Origin of the sequence: uncultured Nitratireductor sp. (assembly GCF_913053745.1) — a bacterium.
Lineage (GTDB): Bacteria > Pseudomonadota > Alphaproteobacteria > Rhizobiales > Rhizobiaceae > Nitratireductor.
In genome coordinates this window covers 24,186-47,483 of sequence record NZ_CAJXGF010000014.1, presented here as the reverse complement: position 1 = coordinate 47,483, position 23,298 = coordinate 24,186, and the positions used below count along the sequence as shown (strand labels likewise).

Sequence of the window (23,298 nt, the reverse complement as noted above, 5' to 3'; positions counted from 1 at the left end):
CCCGCCGCGCGGTCAACTCCCGCGCCGAGCCGGAGCCCCTGCCCGAACACGTGCAGGGCGCCCAAGTCATCCGAACGAAGAAGTAATCCGCGCTGGTCAGTGACCGGCGGGCTAGATGCTCGCCACGTGCCGGTCGCCGACCGGCTTCAGCGGGGCTTCCAGGTAAACGAGGCAGAGGCAGGGCTCGCCGGGCAGCGCCACGGGCGCGTGGGTGACGCTGGCATCGACGATCCAGGCATCGCCTTCCTCATACTGGCCCAGTTCATCCGCGAAGCCGCCCCGGACGATCACCGTCGCCTCGATTCCCGCATGGGTGTGGCGGGGCGCCACGGTGCCGGGGTCCATACGCACCAGGCTGACGCCGCTCGTCCCCGGCCAGGCATCGCCCCCCTTGGGCGGCAAGGCGACCAGCTCGATGCCCGGGGCCAGCGCCTGCCAGGCCAGCTCGTCGGGGGCGTCCCCAGGACCTTGTCGAGGGCGTCGGAGGCCAGCGCCACCGGCGCCAGTCCGCTCAAGAGTTCGCCGCCGACCGCCTCGCAATCGGCCACGACGGCCCGGCAGGCGGGGCAGAGCGACAGATGGGTGGCGACCAGGATGGAGAGGCCCTCGGGCAGGCTGCCGGCGGTGTAGTCGAGCAGCATCTCCTCAGGAAAATGGTGCGCCGGGGTATTGCAGGCAGCGGTCATGCGTCCTCCTCCCCCGCAGCGTTGAGCGCCTTGCGCAGATGCCCGACGGCCAGGCGCAGCCGCGACTTCACGGTGCCCAGCGGCAGGCCGGTTTCCGTGGCGATGCGCCCGTGGGCCTTGTCCTCGAAATAGGCCATCCTGACCAACTCCGCTTGCGCTTCCGGCAGAACCTCCATGGCCCGCGCCAGACGCTCTACCTGCTGCGTCACCTCCACCACCTGCTCCGCCGTCGCCGGCGCTGCCGGGATCAGGGAGGGATCGGCCGGGTCGTAGTCCGGCCGGCCCTCGCGGCGCAAGGCGTCGATTCGCTTGTTGCGCGCGATGGTGAAAATCCACGCGGCAGCCGATGCGCGGTTTCGGTCGAAGGTCGCCGCCTTGCGCCAAACGCTCAGCATGGCCTCCTGGGCCAGGTCTTCTGCCAGGCGATCGGGCGCGCCGCGTCGGATCAGCAACGCCTTGATGCGTGGCGCGTAGTGATCGAACAGAGCCTTGAAGGCGCTGCGGTTGCCGTTTCTGGCGATCGCCTCGATCAGCGCCGCCGCATCGTCATTCGTCTCGCTCACCAATTGACTATGCCTGACAGCACCATTCCGCGCCAGCCGCGACGTGTTTCGCCTCGGCGCGAAACGCGCCGATGGCGGCCAGGATGCCTGAAGGATCAGAAAATCGGTTTTCATGCAGAGAATACGCATCGGCTGCGCATTCGGATCACTGCCAGCGGAAATAGCCTGGTGATCCAATCCGGCTTCCGGCGCGTATCCAACCCTGAACGAACGGCGCACCCCTTGTTGCCGCGGGAGATCGAGCATGACGGGCAACATGGCCGAACGGAAGAAAATCGCCATTGTGGGAAGCGGGATTTCCGGGCTCTCGGCTGCCTGGCTGTTGAACAAGGCCCACGATATCACCGTGTTCGAATGCGCGCCGCGAATCGGAGGCCACTCGAACACGGTGACGGTGGAAACGTTCGACGGTCCAGTCTCAGTCGATACCGGCTTCATCGTCTACAACGAAGCAACCTATCCCAACCTGATCGCGCTGTTCGATCACCTCGGTGTGCAAAGTCATCCAACCGAAATGTCGTTCGCCGTTTCGCTCGACGACGGGCGACTGGAGTATTCGGGTGGAACGCTCGCCGGACTGATGGCGCAAAAGCGCAATCTTTTGCGCCCGCGGTTCTGGTCGATGCTCCGCGACCTTTTGCGTTTCTATCGCTCCGCCCCCGGCGATCTCGCCCGGCTCGGCGATCACGGCGTGACGCTCGGCGACTATCTCGACCGCAACGCCTACGGCGTGGCGTTCCGCGACGATCATCTCCTGCCGATGGCGGGCGCTATCTGGTCGGCTCCCGCCAGCGCGCTGCGCGACTACCCTGCCGGCGCGTTCATCCGCTTCAACGAGAATCACGGGTTGTTGCGCCTCACCAACCGCCCCGTCTGGCGCTCCGTCGCCGGCGGAAGCCGCAGCTATGTCGTCCGGCTTACGGCCGGCTTCGCCGCGCGCATCCGCAAATCGACGCGGGTCGCCGCCATCTGCCGCGACGGGCGCGGTGTCACGGTGGATTGCACTGACGGTTCGAGCGCTCGCTTCGACCATGTTGTGATCGCCACACATCCTGACCAGGCGCTTGCGATGCTGGACACTCCCGGATCGCCAGAGCGCGAACTGCTTGGCGCCATCCGCTACAGCCGCAGCGTCGCCGTGCTGCACACCGATCCGTCGTTCATGCCGCGCCGCCGCGCCGCCTGGTCGAGCTGGAACTATCTCGGGCAGTCGGGGGCAGAGCACACCTCGATTTCGGTCACCTACTGGATGAACAGGCTCCAGCAACTGCCGACGCGGCAAAACCTCTTCGTCACCCTCAATCCCGACCGTGAGATCGCAATCGGGGCGGAGCTTCATCGGGAGGAATACGAACACCCGCTGTTCGATCCGCGCGCCATGGCAGCGCAGCAGCGGCTCTGGTCGCTGCAGGGCTATTTGAACACATGGTACTGCGGCGCCTGGTTCGGCGCCGGTTTCCATGAGGACGGCTTGCAGTCGGGACTTGCAGTCGCCGAAGCGCTGGGCGGCGTGCGCAGACCCTGGCAGGTGCCAGACGAATCCGGCAGAATATGCATGGATCCCCTTCCGGTCGCAGTATCAACGCAGGAGATCGCCGCGTGAGCTTCTTCTCTAAACTGTATGTCGGTTCGGTCAGCCACCGTCGGTTCAAACCGGCGAAGCATTATCTTCGCTATCGCATGTATTGGCTGTTGCTCGATCTCGACGAGATCGACCGTCTGTCCGCGACGTTGCGCTGGTTCTCGCGCAACCGGTTCAACCTCTTCTCCTTCTTCGACCGCGACCACGGCGCGGGCGACGGTCGGCCGGTTCGTGCTTATGTGGAGGATACGCTGCGTCGTGGAGGCCTAGACACGCGTGGCGTCAGTATCAGCTTGCTGTGCATGCCGCGCATCCTCAGCTACGGCTTCAACCCGCTCAGCGTTTTCTTCTGCCATAACCGCGACGGCACGCTGATGGCTATCCTGTATGAGGTCCACAACACGTTTCGCCAGCGCCACGCCTATCTGGTGGCGGTCGACGAGACCCAGGACCCTCCCGCCAGACATAGCGCCGACAAGCAGTTTTACGTCTCGCCCTTCATGGACATGGAGATGCGTTACGATTTCAGCGTCCGGCTCGAGGGTGATTGCGTGACCGTCGCCATAAAGGGATCGGACAGCAGCGGTCCCCTGATTTCCGCAGCCCTCACCGGGCGCCGGCGCGTTCTCACCGACAGGGCACTGCTCGGTCTGTTTTTCACGCATCCGCTTCTTACCTTCAAGGTGATCGCAGCGATCCACTGGAACGCGTTGCTGTTGCTGCTCAAGGGCGTGCGGCTGCACGACCGCCCGGCACCGCCACAAACGCCTGTCTCCATCATTACAAATGTCCGAACGCAGTCATGACCGCATCTCGATCCAAACTCGCGATTCCGGCATCTGCTCGCAGGCGAAGCATCGCCGCCCGTGTTGCTGCAGCGCTGCTCCCAGTGCCGGCCCGCGGACGCCTGATCATCGGGCTGCCGCATGGCGAGACGATCATGCTCGCGGGCAGTGCAGCGGGAGTCGAGGCGTCAATTTCTTTCACGAACTGGCGCGGCTTCTGGCGCATACTGCGCGATGGCGAGATCGGCTTTGCGCAGGGCTGGATTGACGGCGACTGGTCGTCTCCTGATCTCGACGCAATGCTGGCCTTCGGCCTCGACAACACTGATCAGCTCGCCGGTATAAACAGCGGATCGCGGTTCGCCGCACTCCTGAACAGGGTGAAGCATCGTCTCAACGCGAACACACGGCGCGGCAGCCGACGCAACATCGTCGCCCATTACGATCTTGGAAACGCTTTCTATGCCCGCTGGCTGGACAGCGGTGTGAATTATTCGTCTGCCCTCTATCGCACCGGTGAGGAGGATCTGGACACGGCTCAGAAAGCCAAACTCGACCGCGCCGTGAAACTTCTGGGAATCGACGGCGGCGAGAGTGTGCTGGAAATCGGTTGCGGCTGGGGTGCCATGGCCGAGCGCCTGATCGAGTGCGGCGTCGGCAAAGTAACCGGCCTGACCCTGTCGGACGAACAGCGTGCATTCGCCGACGTTCGACTGGCCGGTACTCCCGCCGATATCCGATTGCAGGATTACAGGGATTGCGACGGGCAGTTCGACCGGATCGTGTCGATCGAAATGATCGAGGCGGTGGGGGCGGAGTACTGGGCGACGTATTTCGGCAAGCTGGGCGCCTCGCTGAGACCGGGAGGTTCGGCGCTTCTGCAAGCAATCACTATCGCCGACGAGCATTACGAGGGTTATCGGCGTATGCCCGACTTCATCCAACGCTACATCTTCCCGGGCGGTATGCTGCCGACGAAAACGATCCTGCGTGTTGAGGCGGCTCGGGCAGGCCTCTCACTCGTGCATCAAGAGACGTTCGGCGTGTCATATGCATTGACCTTGCGTGCCTGGCGCGACCGCTTCCTGTCAGCGTGGCCCGACATCGCCCGCCTCGGCTTCGACGAGCGCTTCAGGCGTATGTGGCTCTATTATCTCGTCTACTGCGAACTCGGCTTCCGGAGCGGTCGCATTGATGTCGGTTTTTACAAGCTCGTACATTCAACTGATCAGGCATCGAACGGTCGACAAGGTTTCGCAACGATTTGAAACCCTGCCAAACTGTGGCGTAGCGCTCTCATCTCGTTCGGTCGGTCTGCTTTCGACTTTTCTGGAAACTGCCGTTCGCCCGATCAGAGAGGAAGTCTGATTTGGGTGGTTTGCGGACAGGCTTGGTTTGGGAAAAGCGATAGCCGCTAGCTGCCATCGCGAGCCGCCTCTCCTTCCCATCTCCTTCCCAGAAAGGATCCAGTTTCGAGATTCGACACCGACGCCTGACCGAGTTTTCACACGGTCCTGCATTTATGTAGCGTCTTCTTGAACAGTTCGAAGGCCATCGTCCCCTTCCGATCGGGATAGTAAAGGTGGTAGCCGGCGAATGGCTCGCACCACGGTTCCAGCAGGCGGGTGAGCCGGCCATCGGCAATCGGAGCCGCCACCAGATCTTCGAGGATGTAGAGGATGCCGAACCCCTCAAGGGCGGCGGCCACCAACAGGTCCCCGTCGTTGAACACCGGCCCGTGGCCTGGCGTGACCGTCACCGCATGGCCATCACGCTCAAACGACCAGGGAGAGAGGTCGCCATGTGCGTCGCGGTAGGCGACGCAGCGATGCGCCGTGAGGTCGGCGGGCCTCATCGGCGCCGGATGGTCGTTCAGATAGCCGGGCGTGGCCACCACCGCGACACGAAGCGCAGGCCCGACCGGCAGCGCAATCATGTCCTTCTCCAACCGCTCGCCTAGCCGAATACCCGCATCGTAGCGGCCTGCCACAACGTCTGCCATCCCGTCTTCCACACACACCTCCACCTCGATGCCGGGGTGGCGGCGCATGAAAGACGGGAGCATCGGCCACAGCACTGTGTCCGCGGCATGTTTGCCCGTCGTGATCCGGACGGTACCGGTCGCTGCCCCGCGTGCCTGGGACAGCGCCTCGATCTCGTCGTCTAATCCGGCCAGTGCCGGCGACAAGGTGGCGAGCAGGCGTTCGCCGGCAGCGGTCGGGGCGACGCTGCGCGTCGTGCGGGAGAGCAGGCGAAAACCGAGTTGGCCCTCCAACCGCTTCATGGTTTGGCTCAACGCCGACTGCGTGACGCCGAGCCGCTTCGCGGCACGCGTGAAGCTGCGATCGGAGGCAATCGCCGCGAAGACGGCGAGGTCGCCGAGCTGATCCGGACGCATTGATAATCCTTGCTACTGGGGCCCATTACTAATTAGGCCATTGTTCTGATCAATTAGCACTTCTAACTATTTAAGCACAGCGAAAGAAGCGAGAGACAGACGATGGGCAAGGTTTGGTTGGTGACGGGCGCGAGCCGGGGACTTGGATTTGAGATCACACGCGCGGCACTCAATGCGGGCGAAACGGTAGTGGCAACGGCGCGGTCCGTCGCCGCGCTGCGCGATGCCCTCTCGGGCGAACACGAACGCATGCACGCCCTCGCGCTCGATATCACCGACGCCGAAGCCGCGAACTCGGTTGCCGCCGAGACCACCGAACGGTTCGGTGCGATCGACGTGCTGGTCAACAATGCGGGCTATGCCGAACTGGGTTTCTTCGAGACGTTCACCGATGCCGCGGTGCGTCGTCAGTTCGAGGTCAACCTGTTCGGCACGATGAATGTCGCGCGTGCTGTTGTGCCCCAAATGCGTGAGCGCCGCTCTGGCCTCATCGTCACCATTTCGTCGGTCAGCGGGTTGGTCTCCAACGGCGGCGGTGCGGTGTATTCAGCGTCGAAGTTTGCGGTCGAAGGGTGGATGGAGGGGTTTGCGCAAGAATTGGCACCGCTGGGTGTCCGCTCGCTTCTTGTCGAGCCGGGGATGCTGCGCACCGATTTCATGGACCGGAAGTCTGCGAACTTCGGCAGCATCGACATTCCAGACTATGCAGAGGCGATCGCACAGTATCAATCGTTTGTGGACGCGGCCAATGGCAGCCAGCCCGGTGATCCAAAGATGCTCGCCACGCAGATCGTGGCGCTTGCTTTGCAGGACCACGTGCCATCGCGGCTCGTGTTCGGCGACGATGCCCGGCAATGGGTCGGCGCAAAGGTCGACCAGTTAAGGCGGGAGATCGCCTAGTCCTCCGATCACGGGAGATCCGGTCGAGCGCCTCCGCCCGGACGATATGAGCCGACCGTCGCGGGCGTCCACCGGGGGCGGCTCAGTCCCGCACATCCACGAATGCTCGCACCGGACAGCGCCTCATCGAAGTAGTTGCCCGCACCCCTCCCATCATTCCCACTCCGCCAGTTGGCGGCAGAGCTGACGCTGCTCGTCGATCGATTGCGAGCTCCGAAGATGGGAGGAGTAGCGAACGTAGAGCGCGCTTTCCGCATGAAACAGTCCGGATTGCAAAAGCGCCGCCTCAGTCAGCAAGCGGTACCGGACAAAGCCCCTCCGACGATATTCTCCAACGCTCAACTCCGCCGCAAGGCTCTCCTCCCCGTGCCGCCGTCACTCACCGGCTGCGTGGCGATAAAGGCCACGATCCGTGCTTCAAGGCCGCATCTTTACATTGTATCTAACATGAGTTAAATACAATTTCCATCGAGCACAATCAGGCTGCTCGCAGCTGCAAGCCCTTCAAGTGAGGACAACCGGATGAGCATCGAAGACTTCTTTCCTTACTATGAGGCGACACCGTTCTTTTCGCTGCAGAGCGACAAACGGCTTTCCTACTGCCTCTACGTTCCGGCGGCCTATCACAGGGCAGATGTGGCCGAAGTGAGCCTGATCGTCGCGTTGCACGGGACCCGCCGGACTGCAGAGGGCTATCGTGACGCGTTCGCGCGGTTCGCGGAGCGGACGAACAGCGTTGTCCTGGCTCCATTGTTTCCGATCGGGGTGACCGGTTCCTACGCGGAAGCGCCAGAAGAAGCGCACAACTACAAATATCTCGACTATCAGGATATCCGGTTCGACCTTGCGCTTCTCAACATGGTGAGCGAGGTGCGCAAGGTGCTCGACAAGGTCGCCGAACGTTTTCTGCTGTTCGGGTTTTCCGGCGGCGGACAATTCGCGCACAGATTTTATTACCTGCACCCAAGCGCCTTGCGCGGTGTTTCAATCGGCGCGCCGGGCACGGTGACGCGACTGATGCCGGAAGTCGAATGGTGGCCGGGCATCGGCGGAGTAGCGAACCGTTTCGGAACCGCGATCGATGTGGAGGCTCTCAGGCAAGTGCCCGTCCAGCTTGTCGTTGGAAGCAGAGACACCGAAACCTGGAACGTCCGTGTGAAGGAAGGAAGCTGGACTTGGCGACCAGGCGCGAATGATGCAGGCGAGAACCGTGTTCAGCGTCTGAAAGCCCTGCGCGACAATCTTGAAGCGCATGATATCGAAGTCGAGCATGCCGTGGTCGACGGTGTCGGTCACAGTGGTCTGGACGTACTCGAGCCGGTCTTCACCTTCTTCGAAAAATGTCTTGGCGAGCGGGGCGCCTCATGAACGCCTTTCCCCTCATCGAGATCGAAGGCGGGCCAGACGAGCGCGGTCGGCAATATGGCCGCGCGGCCGGCGACCACATTGCGCGCAGCTTGGCCTTCTATCGCGAAGAATTTGCGCGGAGAGGCGTGGATTGGCAGGAGGCGTGCCTGATCTGCGACAACGTTCGGAAGGAAATCGCAGCTTACGATCCCGGCAGCGAACGTGAGATCGTCGCGATCGCTGCGGGAGCGGAGCAGCCGGTCGAATCCGTTCTGATGATCAACGCCCGTACAGAGGTTCTCAACGCCAGACGATACGAGAACAGTCCGGCGATTCCGGCCGAGTGTTCGGGCATTGTGGCGCTGCCGGAGATCACGCAATCGGCGACGGTTCTTCATGGGCAGAACTGGGACTGGCTGGACGCTGTGGCCGCGTCCACCGTCGTTCTGAGGATCAAAGAGGAGGACGGCACCGAGATATTGACCCTTGCCGAGGCCGGTCAATTGGCGCGCAGCGGCATGAACAAGGCCGGCCTGGCGCTTACCGCGAACGGATTGCATACCGATGCGGAAGGCCGCACTGCCGGCGTGTGCAGCCCGGTCATCCGCCGCAACCTGTTGCGTCGGAGGACGCTTGGAGAAGCCATCGGCGTGGTCATGAAGGCGCCGCGCAACTATTCCCACAATTTCATGATCAGTCACGCCTCGGGCCTGGCGATCGACCTCGAGACGACGCCGCGAAACGTCTTCTGGATCAAACCGGAAGACGGTCTTCTGGTGCATACGAACCATTTCAAGAACACGGCCGCATTGGCCTCCACGGCGGACGATGGCGTGCGCGCCTCGCCGGATTCGCTGGTGCGGGAAATGCTGATCGAGCAACGGCTGGCGCACCGGTCGCGGCCGGTCGACATGGACATGGTGATCAACGCTTTCATGGACCGGACGGACGAGCCCTACGGGGTTCTCCAGCCGCCGTCGGCCAACAAGTCGGGTGTCCTGGAGTCCACCGTGGCCACAATCGTTATGGAGCCTGCCGCAGGCAGGATGCGGGTTTGCCGCACTCCGTATCAGGGACGCGATTTCCACGAATATTCATTCACCTGAACAAGCGTGGCGCGAACCGCAATCAAGAGGGAGAACAAAATGGGACTGCTTAAACAACCACAAATATCTCGCAAAATGGGGGCGATTGCAGCCGGCGCGCTCGCCACGGCAGCCGTGGTGTCGCCGCTGAACGCCGCCTTCTGCGAAGAGAAGCCTAAACCCGGAGGGAGCGTCAACATCGCGCTCACCACGGATATTCAGGGCGTCGATCCCGGCGTAAAACGCGACAGCAATACCGACGCGGTGATGAACCATGTGGTGGAAGGGCTCGTGGCCTACAAGGAGGACGGCACCGTCGGATTGCTCGGCGCCAAGGCGCTGGATGTGTCCGAGGATGGCCTTGTGCACACGTTCACCCTCCGCGATGAATGGACCTTTCATAACGGCGAACCCGTCACCTCCGAGGAGGTGAAGTGGAGTTGGGAGCGGATGCTGGCCGAAGAAACCGGCTGGCGTTGCCGGAGCTGGTATGTCGAAGGCGGCGACGTGGTCATCGACGGAATCGAAGCACCCGACCCGCAGACTGTGGTCTTCACGCTCGACAAGCCAAGTGCGGTGTTCCTGCCTAAAATGGCCAACCATCAATGCATCGGCGCGATCCTGCATCCGGACTCGGTTGCGGACGACGGCAGTTTCGTGAACCCTATCGGAACCGGCCCCTACAGACTCAACGAATGGAAGCAGGGCGAATATGTCCGCCTGGAGCGTTTCGAGGACTACGTTCCAAATCAGGCACCGACGAGCGGTTTTGCCGGCGACAGGACAGCTTACATCGATACCGTCACTTTCCTGGTCGTGCCGGATGCCTCCGTGGCCAAGGCGGCGCTGCTCGCCGGAGACGTGCAGCTTGCGCGGGAGTTCACACCCAACGACCTTGACGAACTCAAGGCCAATGCTGACCTCGACGTCTACACGTCAGAGACGTTCGGGTGGAAAGTGCTGCTGTTCAACCGCAAGGACGGGTTGTTCGCGGACGCGGCGATGCGACGCGCAATTGCCCGTGCCATCGACATCGACCAGATCGCAGCGATCATGACGAACGGCGTGTCGACGGGAAATCCCTCCGCCGTACCGAAGTTGAGCGCCTATCACACACCAGTTCAGGACGAGGGACCGGGCTTCGATCCCACAGGCGCAAAAAAAGCTGCCGAAGAAGCGGGCTATAACGGCCAGACGCTCAAGATCATGACCAACCGGCGTTTTCAAGACGAGTATGATGCGTCGCTTATTGTCCAGCAACAGTTGAAGCAAGCGGGCTTCGACGCCGAGTTGGAGGTGGTGGAATGGGCGACACAGCTCGACGCTTACTACGAGGGCGGCTACCAGATGATGCTCTTCGGCTATTCCCCGCGCACGGACCCATATCTGAGCTTCGAACTGGTGAGCGACACCAACCAGGAAAGCGCAAAGGCACACGAGATCGTGGATGACGCCTTTACCGCATTGCTGGAGAAGGCGGCGACGACCGTCGATCCGGACCAAAGACAGGATCATATCGACGCGCTGCACGAAGTGCTGGTGAAAGACCTGCCGGGTGTCAGCCTTTACAATCCGATTGTCGTTTCGGCCGGTGCGACGGCGCTTGAGGGCTATGCCGAATTCGGTGTGGGTCATCCGCGCCTATGGGGTGCGTGGCTCAGCGAATAAGCCGCCGAGACAACAAGAAACGCTCCGGGGATTTTCATGACCTACGCCGTCAAACGCATCTTCATGGCAGGACCGACCTTGCTGGTCGTCGCCATCATCGTCTTCACGCTCATGCGGTTGATCCCCGGAGACCCAGCCCAATTGCTGGTCGGCGACCTGGACGACGCCGGGGCGATCGAACGCGTACGCCGCGAGATGGGTCTCGACCGTCCATTGCCGGTTCAGTTCGGCATCTGGCTTTCGAACATTCTGCAAGGCGATTTCGGGCGATCAGCGCATAGCGGCGAGGAAATCCTGCCGACCCTGCTTTACCGCTTCGCAATCACAGCCAAGTTCACCGGGATAGCGCTCCTGCTGGCAAGTCTGATTTCCGTTCCAATCGGTGTGGTCGCTGCTTGGCGCGCGAAAACGAGCTTCGATTATGCAGCCCGGCTCACCGCCATCATCCTGGTATCGATGCCGACATTCTGGGTCGGGCTGATCCTGATTCTCGTCTTCGGCATACAGGCGCACCTACTGCCCGTGGTCGGATATGTTTCGCTCAGTGACGACTTATATAAAGGCCTTCTCTACATGATCATGCCCGTCACGGCGCTCGTCGTTGGTGAGCTCGCCTCCATCATTCGCATGTCGCGCTCCAGCGCACTGGAAGTACTACAGCTCGAATATGTGGCTCACGCACGTGCGAAGGGACTCAGCGAGCGCCGGGTGCTGTTGAGGCATGTCTTGCCGAACGCGCTTGCGCCCACGCTGACCTTGATCGGCATCACACTCGGCAACAGCCTGGGCGGTGCCGCGGTCACCGAGACGGTCTTCTCCATTCCCGGTCTCGGGCGCTATCTCGTCGACGCGATCTATGCCCGCGATTACCAAGTTGTCCAAGCCTGCCTGCTCTTCGTTTCCTTCATTTTCATCACCGTCAATCTCCTGGTGGACCTTTGTTATCCGCTGCTCGACCCAAGGGTGAAGTTGTGAGCCAAACGACCATACGACTGTCGCATTTTAGCCCGGGGCCGATTCTTGTCGGCAGTGTCCTGCTGCTCGCCCTGATCGGCCTTGTGTGGACACCATTCGATCCCAACGCGCTCGATTTCGCCCACCGCTATGCCCCGCCATCGCTGCAGTCCCTATTCGGCACCGATCATTTGGGGCGCGATCTCTTCAGCCGCATCCTGATCGGCGCGTCGGTCAGCATCGCCGTCAGCGGTGTGGCTGTATGCTGCGCGCTGGCGGCCGGGACCGTGCTCGGCGCCGTTGCGGGCTTTTACATGGGCTGGCTCGACCGCGGGCTCATGCTTCTGATGGATGCAATCCTGGCGATGCCCGGCATACTGCTCGCGCTCGGCATCATGGCCGTGACCGGACCCAGTGTGGCCGGGATGATCGGCGCCATGGCCATTACCTTCACGCCAACAGTTTTCCGCGTCGTCCGCTCGGCCGTGCTGTCGTTGCGAGAGAAAGAGTTCATCGAGGCCTCACGTGCGCTTGGCAATCGCAACGGCTTTACGATCCTCTACCATGTCGTTCCCAACTGCGTGGCACCCTTGACGGTGCTCAGTACAGCATTGTTCGGCTCGGCAGTGCTGACCGAAAGCGCACTCAGCTTTCTCGGCCTCGGCGTGCCGCCGGAAATCCCCACCTGGGGAGCGATGCTTTCGGACGGTCGCAATATCTTCGCACAAGCGCCATGGGCCGTGATCTTTCCGGGGCTGGCGATCTCTTACCTGCTTCTCGGCGTGAACCTGTTCGGAGATTCGCTGCGCGATTGGCTCGACCCGAGGGCAGCAGAATGAACAGAGCAGCAATGCAGAAGACGAATTTGCGACACCAATCGGATAAACCCCTTCTTCAGATCGCCGACCTCGGTGTATCGTTTCCCGGCGTCGGAGAGGTGGTGCGCGATCTCGGCTTGGCGCTGTACCCAGGCGAAGCGTTCGGCATCGTGGGCGAGTCGGGCAGCGGCAAGAGCATGCTTGCCCGCGCGGTCATGCAGCTTCTGCCGAAGCCGGGGAAGATCACCTCAGGACGTATCCTCTTCAAGGGCACCGATCTTGCCAATTTGAAGCCGGGAGATATGCGCCGTGTGCGGGGTTCGGGTATCGGGATGGTGTTCCAGGAACCGATGACTTCGCTCAACCCATCTATGACCATTGGGGCGCAGATTACCGAAGGGCTACGGACTCAGGGCGAATGTTCCCGGCAGGCATTGGCACCCCGCATCCACGCGATGCTGGAGCGTGTGCGCATCGCCGATCCGGAAGGCTGCCTGAAGAAATATCCGCACGAGTTTTCTGGCGGCATGCGCCAGCGCATCCTTCTTGCCTCTGTGCTTCTGATGCAGCCCGACCTTCTGATCGCCGACGAGCCGACGACCGCCCTGGACGCGGTCATCCAGAAAGAAGTGCTTGAGATCATGTCGGAGGTAACCCGCGACCTCGGCGTGGCCCTGATGCTAATTTCGCACGATCTAGGCGCGGTCGGCGCCTATACGGAACGGCTGATGGTCATGCGCAAGGGCGAACTTGTCGAGGAAGGCGCCACGAGCGACATCCTGCTTCGCCCGCAGCACCCATATACGGTTGCGCTGATCGAGGCGCTTCCCAGCCGCGAGAAGTCCTGGCGACGCGACATTCCCGCCGCAAGCGGTCCGCTGGTCGAAGTGGAGAACCTGCGCGTCGTCTTCGAACGCAAATCCTTTCTACCTTGGGCAAAGCCGACTTGCACGGAAGCGCTCAAAGGCGTTTCGCTGACGGTCGGTCGGAGCGAGACCGTCGCAGTCGTGGGTGAATCCGGTTCAGGCAAGACGACGCTCGGCCGCGCCATTCTACGGCTGATCGACCATGTGGAAGGCGACATCCGCGTGGCAGGCGAAGATGTCTACGCGCTTTCGGCCGAACGTTTGCTGGCGCTGCGCCGGCAAATGCAAATCGTCTTTCAGGATCCCTATTCCTCACTCGATCCGCGCCGCAGGATCGGGGAGATTGTGTCGGAGGGCCTGCGCCACGTGCCTGATGTCACGCGTGCGGAGTATCGGGACCGGGCAAGACAGGCGTTGGCCGAGGTCGATCTTTCCGCCGAATATCTGGGGCGCTTTCCACACCAGCTTTCCGGCGGACAGCGCCAGCGCGTCTGTATCGCCCGGGCGCTCATTATGAAGCCGAAGCTCATCGTCGCTGACGAACCGGTCTCCGCGCTCGATATCACAGTGCAGGCGAAGATTCTGGAACTGATGAAGCGGCTGCAGGTCGATCATGGCTTCGCCTATCTCTTCATCTCTCACGATCTCGGCGTCGTGGAGCAGATTGCCGACCGCGTGATTGTCATGCAGGCCGGTCGTATCGTCGAGCACGGCGCGCGCGACATGATCTTCGACCAGCCCCGGCATCCCTACACACGGCTGCTTCTGAAGGCAGTGCCGGATTTACATCGCAGTGCGGATGCCTCCTATCGCATCGGCACACGTGCGTACTCCCAGCCGACCGCCGCACCAGACGGCATGGTGTTCGATTGGGCCGAGGACGGCAATGACAGTGGGGGAGCTGGTGGAGCGGCGCGGTTGATAGAGGTCGCCGACGGCCACTTCGTCTCATGCCGCCCCGGCTTGGCTGCCAGCTAGTCTAGCGTAAAAAAGGAAATCCCATGAAGGTTACACTGTTGCAGATGAACGTGCGCGACGACAAGCGCGCCAATCTCGAAAAGGCGGCCGCTATGATCCGCCGCACCGTCGAGAAGGAACGGCCGCGGTTGATTGCGCTGCCGGAATGCTTCGACATCCAGGGCGGCCCACCGGGAACCGCCCGCGCAGCGGCCGAGCCCTTCCCGCAGTCGGCCGCCTATCGGCTCATGCAGGAACTCGCGCGCGAGCTCGGCGTCTACATCCATGCCGGCAGTGTGGCCGAACTGCACGAGGGCCAAGTCTACAACACGACGGTCGTCTTCGACGACGCCGGCCGCGAGATCGCACGTTACCGCAAGATCCACCTGTTCGATGTGGCGACCCCCGACGGCATGATCTACCGGGAGTCGGACAGCTACGGCCGCGGCACGGAGATCGTTACCTATCAAGTGGACGGTATCACCTTCGGTTGCACGATCTGCTATGATCTGCGTTTTCCAGAGCTTTTCGCCGCGTTGGCTCGCAAGGGTGCAGATGTCATCGTGTTGCCAGCCGCCTTCACACTGATGACCGGCAAGGACCATTGGGAAGTGCTTCTCCGCGCTCGTGCGATCGAAACACAGACCTATGTGCTGGCACCCGGTCAGATCGGGGAATACATCGAGAACGGCGAAAGGCGACGCAAGTATGGTCATTCGATGGTCGCTGGTCCTTGGGGCACCGTTGTGGCCCGCGCCGAGGACATGGAGTGTGGCGTGACGGCACATCTCGAAATCGACCATCTACATACCGTCCGGCGGGAGATGCCGGTTCGTGAGCATCATGTTCTCGGAACGCCCGTTTCAACCGGATAGGCTTCAAGGCGCCGAGTGAAGCATTTGCAGTGCGGCGCCTGCTCACCGTCAGGTAAAAGCGGGAAACCGACATCGCCGTTATGTCCGTTGCCGAACTGGAGGTTTCAGCCCACCGCGATCACGGAAAGACAGTCGGTGCATGCGCAACAGACGGTGATCGCAGGCGTTCCGTCCCTTTGGGGCGAAGCGTTTCGGATGCGACGGGAAAAGGCGATACGCGATCCAGCGAACGGCCGTTTTGGCGCATAGCCGGTGGCTGGCGGATCGGCGGTTGTCGGGCTTGCCGGATTGATGGCCCCGCCTGTGAACCGGACTGGCGCCACAACCTCTGCCCGATGCACAAAGCCGCGTGATCGTTCTCGACCGAGGGGCATACGGACGCTGCAGCATATGCCCCCCGATCGTCGCTACCGCGGGAAACGCAGTCCGCGTTCGACGTTCCTGACGGTTTCCCACAGCGCGCCGTCTTTGGGTGCGCGTGCAATTAGGCTAAAAGGAATGTACGTGTCTGCCTGCGGCAACCGTGGGTGGAGGGCGCATTTTTAGTCTCAAGAAGCGACAGATACGGAGAACGGCGTGCCAAACACTGTTTTCTCTAGCCGGCGGGTACGGCGGGGCAACGATGCCAAGGGAGCAAGCGCCCTGCATCAGGATCTGGCCGAACAGATCGTCATGATTGCCGTCAAAGAGAACATGCCGAGCGGCGCGCATCTTGCCGAAGAGGGGCTTGCAAAGCGATTGCGTGTATCCCGCTCACCGGTGCGCAGCGCGCTCAAGCGCCTACAAGAGAGAGGAATCGTCGAGGCTCGGACCAACCGGGGTTTCTATCTCGTCGAGGACGGCGCAGCACTGGCCCGGCGGATTCAAGTCAAGCCCGAAAGCGGAGCCGACAGCATCTACGACCGGATACTGCGCGACTATGTTCAAGGCGAGCTATCGGAGACCGTGAATGAAAGCCATTTGCTTGCCCGCTACGAGGTGGGCGCAAGCGAGTTACGCACTGCGCTCCTCAGGCTGGCCGAGCACGGCATCCTAAGCCGCAGCCGCGGAAAGGGCTGGCACTTCGAGCCAGGACTGGCAACGCCAGAGGCACTGGAACAGAGTTACAGATTCCGCATTCTTGTTGAGTGTGGCGGCTTGCTTGAGCCCAGCTTTCGGCCTGATCCGCAAGCCTTTTCTCGTATACGCGACGCGCATACCTTGTTTCTCGATCGACTCGGGGAGAACTCCGCCGCAGAATTCTTCGCTATCAACTCCGACTTCCATTTGACACTGGCCGAATGCTCCAACAACGCCTTCATCCAGCGAGCGGTAGAAAATCAGAATCGCCTGAGAAAGCTACATGAATTCGTTTCTTTTCCCAGCCTGTCCATCGATCGGATGAAACTCTCCTGCACAGAGCATTTGGAGATCATCAAGGCCTTGGAGGATTGGGACAACGATCATGCGTCCAATCTGATGAAGAGTCATCTTTCGGGCTCCCGGCGCATGTACATATCGGTCTGAAGTCGTTCGGCTTGACGGATGCTCAATAGCGCCGGCGACCGTTCTCAACCCCATCAATTCGGGAACTGGAACCGAGAATACGGGGCGGCTTCGATTGACATATCAAAGGTTGTTCCTTGGAACGTCACCCACGCGGGTATCGGTAGCGAGGTGATTTGAACCTGCAAGCTAGGCTATCGATTTTCGGTGACCCTGGGGGCGGTTGAATTGGCCAATCTAGGATAATCGATTGCCCAAATTGGATTATTTTTAGCTGGAACTGGTTGCGGGAGTGCGCAACCGTCGATGTCAGCAGGGCCTTTTCCAAGCGGTGGCATGTTGGGCTAAGCTCGTCCAAGCTCGCACTCATGGCTCTTTCGGGTCCCTGCTTGCCCATCGGCAACAGTGCGATTCAAAAGACCGAAATTGGGCCGCCTGCTGCCTGTCCGGTTCTGGCGGGAAAACTCAGTAAGCCGCCGTTCGGTAACCGCCCCCAATGGCGGACGACTAGACGATGCCCAGGAGAACCTCGAACCGGCAATTGAGAGAGCGGGCATATGCCGATTTGCACGACGCCGGACAGGGACCCTGAACCAAACCTCAATGCCAAGGTGGCCCAGCTCTCCATCTCTGGCGAATTTCTTCGATGAACATCCGGACCTTCGGGGATAAATGCCGCCGTGTCGGATAGACCGCGCAGATTGGTGGTTCTTCGCGCGTAAATTCTGTCATCACTGCGATGAGCCTACCTTGCCTGATGTCCTCACCGACAAGAAACGCACTGAGCTGGACAAGGCCGAGACCGGCCAAAGCAGCATCGCGCATGGCCTCGGTGTTGCCCAGACGCAAGCGCCCCTGAACGCTGACATCTCGGTCTTCTCCATTTACCTTGTAACGCCAGCGCGACACGCCGTTGGCGTGGGAAAAGACGATCTTGTCGTAGTGTTGAATATCATCGAACGAGCGCGGAATCCCGTTCTGCTCGAGAAAGCTCGGCGCTGCGCAGGTGATATAGCGATGAGGCGCCAAAACCTGCCTGATCAGGCGACTGTCGGGCGCGCCTCCGATACGGATTGCCACATCGATCCCTTCCGCAACGAGATCGCGATACTCATCGGAGAACGATATGTCAGCCACCAGGTCGGGCCATTGTGCAAGGAAGTCCTGGAGCACCGGCAGGACATGCAACCGGCCCATGGCAATCGGAAGATCGAGGCGTAGCCGACCCCGAGGAATCTCATTTCGTTGCGCGAGTGCAGCCTCGGCGTCATCGGCCTCGCCGAGGATTCGCATCGCATGTTCGTAGAATATGCGGCCTTCTTCCGTGAGCGTGACACTGCGCGTCGTGCGATGAATCAGGCGCGTTGAAAGGCTTTCCTCAAGTCGAACGATACACTTTCCAACAGAGGATCGGGAGAGACCGAGGCGGTCGGCAGCGACCGTAAAGCTCTGGCTATCCGCGACACGTACGAATGCCAACACATCACCGATACGATTAAGTCCCATGACTCACCATTGGGCACGATTTGTCCCCACTGTTGCTACATTAGCCTACTTTATCGCCCCTATCGATACTGTAAACAGCGGAAAGCACTGGAAATGAACGATGCAGGCAATTCAAAACACAAGGGGTGAGCGCCACATTCCTCGCCTGCATCCCGAACATCAGAAGGGACGAGTGGATGAAGCACTTAGAACAGCAAGCGCCGCATCAGCAACGCGGCTCCGGCTGCAATGAGAGGTGGATCTGCGTCTACGCGGTTGCCCTGTCCACATTCTCCGTCGTGACGACCGAAATGTTGCCGGTGGGGTTGATGACACCCATTGCCGACACATTGGGAACCTCTGTCGGCGTGGCCGGGCTGACAATTTCCGTACCGGCGGTTCTCGCTGCTCTCTTCGCTCCCATTGCCGTCCTCGCTGCCGGCGGCGTGGACAGGCGGCGTATACTGGCCGCCCTACTCCTGCTGCTGATAATCGCCAATCTGACATCTGCGCTGGCACCCACCATTGGGTGGCTTCTGGCCGCGCGCGTAATCGTCGGATTTTGCATGGGGGGCATCTGGGCCATTGCCGGAGGCCTCGCAACGAGGCTCGTGTCCAAAAGATCAATTGGCCTGGCAACGGCGATCATCTTCGGAGGCGTCGCCGCGGCTTCCGTGTTCGGTGTACCGATCGGCGCGGCCATCGGTGATTTCGCCGGCTGGCGCGCAGCTTTCGGGGCAATGGCCTTCTTCAGCGTTCTCGTTCTGGCCGTTAACCTCTGGAGCCTGCCGGAGCTCCCCGTCAGTCGGTCAGTGCGGCTTCGTACGTTTAGAGATCAGATTGCGCGGCACCCAATCCAGCTTGGTCTGGCCACCACATTTCTTTTCGTCGCCGGGCACTTCATGGCCTACACCTTCGTCCGCCCACTTCTGCAAAACACGTCGGGCATCGGCGTCGAATGGATCGGCGTTCTTCTCTTCGCCTATGGCGCTGCTGGCATCGCCGGGAACTTTTTGTGCGGGCTCATGGTATCGCGACACACCGCCGCCGCGCTGATCGCCATCGCTGTCGCACTCGCCGCAACAATCTCCGGATTTGCTTTGTTCGGTGACACGCCCATGGGCGGTACGCTAATCCTGGTCCTGTGGGGGATCGCTTACGGGGGTGTCTCCGTCGGCCTGCAAAGCTGGATGATGAAAGCAGCCCCCTCAGCCATCGAGGTCGCCACGGCGCTTTTTGTCTCGATCTTCAACATCAGCATCGCACTTGGATCACTGGCCGGCGGGCAAATTGTCGACCGCTTTGGTCTCCAGACAAACCTGCTTCTGGCAGCGGTTTTGCCAGTGCTTGGTCTGATCTTTGCAATAGCAATTCACAGACACTCTGTATCGATAGCCAGTCGGCCTGCTGCAGCCCCCACCATCATTCGATAGGAACACCAACATGGCTTATCAGATTTTCGATCTCGGCGACGCGGGCACAGCCTGCCCAAAACCATGATAGGGGCCAACGCGGCCAATCCAGCCGAAAGCACCAAGCTGTCGGGACTTGATACATCGATCATCAAGGTATAAAAAGAATCATGGCTCCGCTCCCAAGATCATTAACTTCCGCCTCCCGACCAGCGCCCGACTACACCCAACGCGCCTATTGGCGGGGAACGATCAAGATGTCGCTCTCCAAGTTCTTCGTGCTGAGCGTGCTTCATCACAAGCCGATGCATGGCTACGAGGTGGTCCAGGCGGTCGAAAGATCGACCAATGGGTGCTGCAGCCCTACCGAGGGCACGGTCTATCCAATGCTCAACGACTTCGAGGCTGGCGGCTATCTCCGCGTGCATAGCGAGACCGTCCAGGGCCGTGAGCGGAAAGTCTATGCCCTGACCGACAAGGGACGCGAGGCTTTCCAGACGGCCGTTGAGGCCTGGCTCGAAGCTACGGACTGCATCATCGCCGGCAAAGCAGCCGCTGATGCCCTAACCCGCTCTTAGAGAAAGTCCCGCCCCCAATGCGACAGCATTCATTGCACCTACATACATCGATCTTCGAGGCATTGAAGAGCAATGTATCTTTCAGAGCTGCCGCATCATGCAGATGATATCCAGGACAACCCTTGTCGTCGCCACGCTTGGCGGCACGCAGACCCTCGCTTGGGGATCGACCTATTATCTGCCCGCTATATTGGCCGCGCCGATGGCAGACGACCTTGGCGTCTCTTCAGGTGTGATTTTCGCGGCATTTTCGGCTGCGCTGGTCATGGCGGCGTTCCTTGGCCCCTTCGCCGGGCGGCGCATCGACCGTCTCGGAGGCCGTGGCGTGCTCGCGCTGTCGAATCTGATTTTTGCCACCGGTCTCGTGCTGCTAGCCGCTGCGCAGGGGACAGCGATGCTGGTTGCCGCGTGGCTGATTGTTGGCGCGGGCATGGCCCTGGGTCTTTATGAAGCCGCCTTTTCGACGCTCGCCCGGCTCTATGGCAGCGAGGCGCGTGGCGCAATCACCGGCATCACACTGATCGCGGGCTTCGCAAGCACCATTTGCTGGCCGATTTCTGCATGGCTCGAAACTGAATTGGGATGGCGCTGGACGTGCATCGCTTGGGCGGCGGCCCATCTCGCTATCGGCTTTCCGCTCAACCGCTTCGTAGTTCCTGCAAGTATCCGGCCCGCCGAAACGGCGAACGCGCAGCCTGCACCATTCGTATCGTCGACTGCTTCCCCTCCTCAAACCGCCACGATTACGCTGCTCGCCTTTGTGTTCGCCGCAACCTGGTTCACGAGTACTGCCATGGCAGCGCACTTGCCTCAGCTTTTGCAGCTGGCTGGCGCCACACCGACCGCGGCACTTACAGCGGCCTCACTTATCGGCCCCACTCAGGTGGCCGGGCGCCTCCTGGAATTCGGTTTTCTTCGCAATTTCCACCCTTTGTTGTCGGCACGTATTGCTGCGATTGCGCATCCTCTCGGCGCAATGGCGGTCCTCGGCTGGGGCGCTCCGGCGGCAATGGTTTTTGCGGCGCTGCACGGCGGAGGAAACGGCATCCTGACGATTGCCAAGGGGACCCTCCCGCTCGCGATCTTCGGTCCCGCCGACTACGGCTTTCGTCAGGGCATACTTATGGTTCCTGCCCGCTTTGCACAGGCAGGGGCACCGCTTCTTTTCGCACTGCTTATGGAGCGGTATGGCGCTTCCGCGCTTCTTCTGACGACCGTCCTCGGTCTCGCCAGCCTGGCAGCTCTCCTTTTACTCAACCCCTCACAGAAAGCTCAATCGATATGAGACTCCGCACTCTTCCCGATTCCCGATCACTTCCCGCTCTCGACCAGCATTATGCACTTAAGCGCCCCGCCGAAGGCTTTCCTCCGGGTCCCCAGCACCCGCCGCGCATCTTATTGCTCTACGGATCGCTGCGCGGCCGCTCTTACTCCCGCCTGGTCGTGGAAGAGGCAGCACGTCTCGTACGGTTCTTCGGTGGCGAACCACGTATATTCGATCCGTCCGATCTGCCATTCCCGGATCAGGTTGCAGGCGACGACCATCCCGCGGTGCGCGAGTTGCGCCAGCATGCGATGTGGTCCGAAGGCCAGATCTGGTGTAGTCCCGAGCGGCATGGTCAGATCACCGGCCTCATGAAGGCGCAGATCGACCACCTTCCCTTGAACATGGGCGGTATGCGGCCCACTCAAGGCCGCACTCTCGCGGTCATGCAGGTTTCGGGCGGATCTCAATCCTTCAACGCGGTCAACACGCTGAGACTTCTGGGACGGTGGATGCGCATGTTCACGATCCCCAACCAGTCGAGCGTGGCCAAAGCGTTTCAGGAGTTCGACGAGGCGGGGCGAATGCGTCCGTCGAGCTATTACGAGCGCATCGCCGACGTGGTCGAGGAACTCATGCGCTTTACAGTTTTGCTACGGCCTCACGTCGATCTTTTGACCGATCGCTATTCGGAGCGCAAGGAAGCCGGGAGCCCGCCGCGCCGCGCGACCACCGATCTCTCGGCGATTGCTGTCGCTCCGCAGAACGATGGTACTCGCGTATGACGAAGCTGATATGGATAACCGATCTGCATCTCGTCGAACCGGATCGGGACTGGCCTGCAGGCGTGGATCCACTGGCGCGCCTTCGAGCCTGTCTGAAAGAAATCGACGCGCTGCACGCCGATGCGGATCGTATCATCATCTCCGGTGACCTGATCCAGCTGAACAACACGCTAGCGTATGAGGTGCTGCGCCGCGAACTCGAGCCCTTGCACTTGCCCCATCGGCTGCTTGTGGGGAACCATGATGACCGCAATGCGCTGTTGTCGGTTTTCCCGGAGGTCGATGGGAGCAATGGCTTTGTTCAGTACGCCGAGGAGATTGGGGGCGCCCGAATTCTGTATCTCGATACGCTTGCAAGCGACGGCAAGCATCATGGTGAGCTTTGTTCGACTCGGATGGAGTGGATCGCCGAGCAGTTCGAGGCCGCGGGTGACGCACCGCTCCTCATGTTCCTTCACCACCCGCCATGCAATATCGGTGTGCCTGCACTTGATCGGTTGAAGCTCCGAGATACAGGTCCATTGGCAGATCTGCTTCGAACGCGCCGCGGCCTCACGCATCTCTTCTGTGGACATGTTCACCGCAATGTTTCGGGAATCTGGGCAGGTCATCCCTTTGCGGCACTGAAGAGCACGCATGTCCAATTCGATCTGGATATGACTGGAGAGAAGCTGGAACGCAGCGGGGAGCCTCCCGCATTCGCGGTCATTCATTTCACCAACGAACAGATTACCGTCAATTACAGGGATATCCCTTCGGACACGGTTTCAAGACACTCCACTTAGAGCTGCACCAGCGTTTGGTA

General features: G+C 61.0%; 21 protein-coding genes. 17 read left to right on the top strand and 4 right to left on the bottom strand.

Translation table 11 applies throughout. The features are described 5' to 3' along the window. Window positions 1-111 precede the first annotated feature (111 nt). Both QZ638_RS04165 and QZ638_RS04160 read right to left on the bottom strand, forming a co-directional pair. On the bottom strand, window positions 112-540 hold the full coding sequence (locus QZ638_RS04165; RefSeq protein WP_295807260.1) for a cupin domain-containing protein: 429 nt from the start codon (window positions 538-540) through the stop codon (window positions 112-114). A gap of 142 nt (window positions 541-682) precedes the next feature. Continuing rightward, window positions 683-1,249: a sigma-70 family RNA polymerase sigma factor gene (locus QZ638_RS04160; protein ID WP_295807258.1), complete on the bottom strand. Its 567-nt coding sequence runs from the start codon at window positions 1,247-1,249 to the stop codon at window positions 683-685. 244 nt (window positions 1,250-1,493) lie between these two features. Between QZ638_RS04160 and QZ638_RS04155 the strand changes: the two genes are divergently transcribed. From QZ638_RS04155 to QZ638_RS04145, 3 genes are read left to right on the top strand one after another with little or no spacing between them, the layout of a single operon-like run. Then, window positions 1,494-2,852 (top strand): NAD(P)/FAD-dependent oxidoreductase, encoded by a 1,359-nt coding sequence (locus QZ638_RS04155; RefSeq protein WP_295807256.1) that lies wholly within the window; start codon window positions 1,494-1,496, stop codon window positions 2,850-2,852. Next, entirely contained in the window at window positions 2,849-3,637 is a 789-nt protein-coding gene (locus tag QZ638_RS04150; protein ID WP_295807254.1) for a DUF1365 family protein, read from the top strand. The genes QZ638_RS04155 and QZ638_RS04150 overlap by 4 nt, the downstream gene beginning before the upstream one ends. Then, window positions 3,634-4,884 carry a cyclopropane-fatty-acyl-phospholipid synthase family protein gene (locus tag QZ638_RS04145; protein WP_295807252.1) on the top strand — a complete coding sequence of 417 codons (1,251 nt, stop codon included), beginning with the start codon at window positions 3,634-3,636 and terminating at the stop codon, window positions 4,882-4,884. Before QZ638_RS04150 ends, QZ638_RS04145 begins: the two co-directional genes overlap by 4 nt. A 236-nt stretch (window positions 4,885-5,120) precedes the next feature. Here the strand turns inward: QZ638_RS04145 and QZ638_RS04140 are convergent, their stop codons facing one another. Next, window positions 5,121-6,014: a LysR family transcriptional regulator gene (locus QZ638_RS04140; RefSeq protein WP_295807250.1), complete on the bottom strand. Its 894-nt coding sequence runs from the start codon at window positions 6,012-6,014 to the stop codon at window positions 5,121-5,123. Window positions 6,015-6,116: 102 nt separating this feature from the next. Here QZ638_RS04140 and QZ638_RS04135 point away from each other — a divergent pair, with 102 nt between their 5' ends. The 9 genes from QZ638_RS04135 (at window position 6,117) to QZ638_RS04095 (ending at window position 16,990) form a co-directional block, all read left to right on the top strand. Continuing rightward, window positions 6,117-6,914, top strand: coding sequence for an SDR family NAD(P)-dependent oxidoreductase (locus QZ638_RS04135; RefSeq protein ID WP_295807246.1), 798 nt, complete (start codon window positions 6,117-6,119; stop codon window positions 6,912-6,914). Between the two features lie 522 nt (window positions 6,915-7,436). Next, on the top strand, window positions 7,437-8,282 hold the full coding sequence (locus QZ638_RS04130; RefSeq protein ID WP_295807243.1) for an alpha/beta hydrolase: 846 nt from the start codon (window positions 7,437-7,439) through the stop codon (window positions 8,280-8,282). After that, window positions 8,279-9,367, top strand: a complete 1,089-nt coding sequence (locus QZ638_RS04125) for a C45 family peptidase (protein ID WP_295807241.1) — start codon at window positions 8,279-8,281, stop codon at window positions 9,365-9,367. Before QZ638_RS04130 ends, QZ638_RS04125 begins: the two co-directional genes overlap by 4 nt. Window positions 9,368-9,406: 39 nt before the next feature. After that, entirely contained in the window at window positions 9,407-11,014 is a 1,608-nt protein-coding gene (locus tag QZ638_RS04120) for an ABC transporter substrate-binding protein (RefSeq protein ID WP_295807239.1), read from the top strand. A gap of 36 nt (window positions 11,015-11,050) precedes the next feature. After that, the gene (locus QZ638_RS04115; RefSeq protein WP_295807236.1) at window positions 11,051-11,989 is read left to right on the top strand and encodes an ABC transporter permease; all 939 of its coding nucleotides are present in this window, start codon (window positions 11,051-11,053) and stop codon (window positions 11,987-11,989) included. Beyond that, complete coding sequence (locus QZ638_RS04110) at window positions 11,986-12,807, top strand: ABC transporter permease (protein WP_295807233.1); 822 nt, start codon at window positions 11,986-11,988, stop codon at window positions 12,805-12,807. The genes QZ638_RS04115 and QZ638_RS04110 overlap by 4 nt, the downstream gene beginning before the upstream one ends. Next, on the top strand, window positions 12,804-14,630 hold the full coding sequence (locus QZ638_RS04105; RefSeq protein WP_295807231.1) for an ABC transporter ATP-binding protein: 1,827 nt from the start codon (window positions 12,804-12,806) through the stop codon (window positions 14,628-14,630). Before QZ638_RS04110 ends, QZ638_RS04105 begins: the two co-directional genes overlap by 4 nt. Window positions 14,631-14,653: 23 nt before the next feature. Next, the gene (locus QZ638_RS04100; RefSeq protein WP_295807227.1) at window positions 14,654-15,484 is read left to right on the top strand and encodes a carbon-nitrogen hydrolase family protein; all 831 of its coding nucleotides are present in this window, start codon (window positions 14,654-14,656) and stop codon (window positions 15,482-15,484) included. A 576-nt stretch (window positions 15,485-16,060) separates the two neighbouring features. Then, on the top strand, window positions 16,061-16,990 hold the full coding sequence (locus tag QZ638_RS04095) for a GntR family transcriptional regulator (protein WP_295807224.1): 930 nt from the start codon (window positions 16,061-16,063) through the stop codon (window positions 16,988-16,990). 579 nt (window positions 16,991-17,569) lie between these two features. Here QZ638_RS04095 and QZ638_RS04090 read toward each other — a convergent pair. Further along, complete coding sequence (locus QZ638_RS04090) at window positions 17,570-18,475, bottom strand: LysR family transcriptional regulator (protein WP_295807221.1); 906 nt, start codon at window positions 18,473-18,475, stop codon at window positions 17,570-17,572. 176 nt (window positions 18,476-18,651) lie between these two features. Here QZ638_RS04090 and QZ638_RS04085 point away from each other — a divergent pair, with 176 nt between their 5' ends. The 5 genes from QZ638_RS04085 to QZ638_RS04065 all read left to right on the top strand — a co-directional run bounded on the left by QZ638_RS04085 (window position 18,652) and on the right by QZ638_RS04065 (window position 23,278). Next, window positions 18,652-19,887, top strand: coding sequence for an MFS transporter (locus tag QZ638_RS04085; RefSeq protein WP_295807217.1), 1,236 nt, complete (start codon window positions 18,652-18,654; stop codon window positions 19,885-19,887). Window positions 19,888-20,123: 236 nt separating this feature from the next. Continuing rightward, window positions 20,124-20,444 carry a PadR family transcriptional regulator gene (locus QZ638_RS04080; RefSeq protein ID WP_007009413.1) on the top strand — a complete coding sequence of 107 codons (321 nt, stop codon included), beginning with the start codon at window positions 20,124-20,126 and terminating at the stop codon, window positions 20,442-20,444. A gap of 97 nt (window positions 20,445-20,541) precedes the next feature. Continuing rightward, a complete protein-coding gene (locus QZ638_RS04075) occupies window positions 20,542-21,729 on the top strand; it encodes an MFS transporter (protein ID WP_295807209.1) in 1,188 nt (395 codons plus the stop codon). After that, complete coding sequence (gene arsH / locus QZ638_RS04070; protein ID WP_295807206.1) at window positions 21,726-22,493, top strand: arsenical resistance protein ArsH; 768 nt, start codon at window positions 21,726-21,728, stop codon at window positions 22,491-22,493. The genes QZ638_RS04075 and arsH overlap by 4 nt, the downstream gene beginning before the upstream one ends. Continuing rightward, window positions 22,490-23,278 carry a phosphodiesterase gene (locus tag QZ638_RS04065; RefSeq protein ID WP_295807204.1) on the top strand — a complete coding sequence of 263 codons (789 nt, stop codon included), beginning with the start codon at window positions 22,490-22,492 and terminating at the stop codon, window positions 23,276-23,278. The genes arsH and QZ638_RS04065 overlap by 4 nt, the downstream gene beginning before the upstream one ends. The last annotated feature ends 20 nt before the right edge of the window (window positions 23,279-23,298 follow it).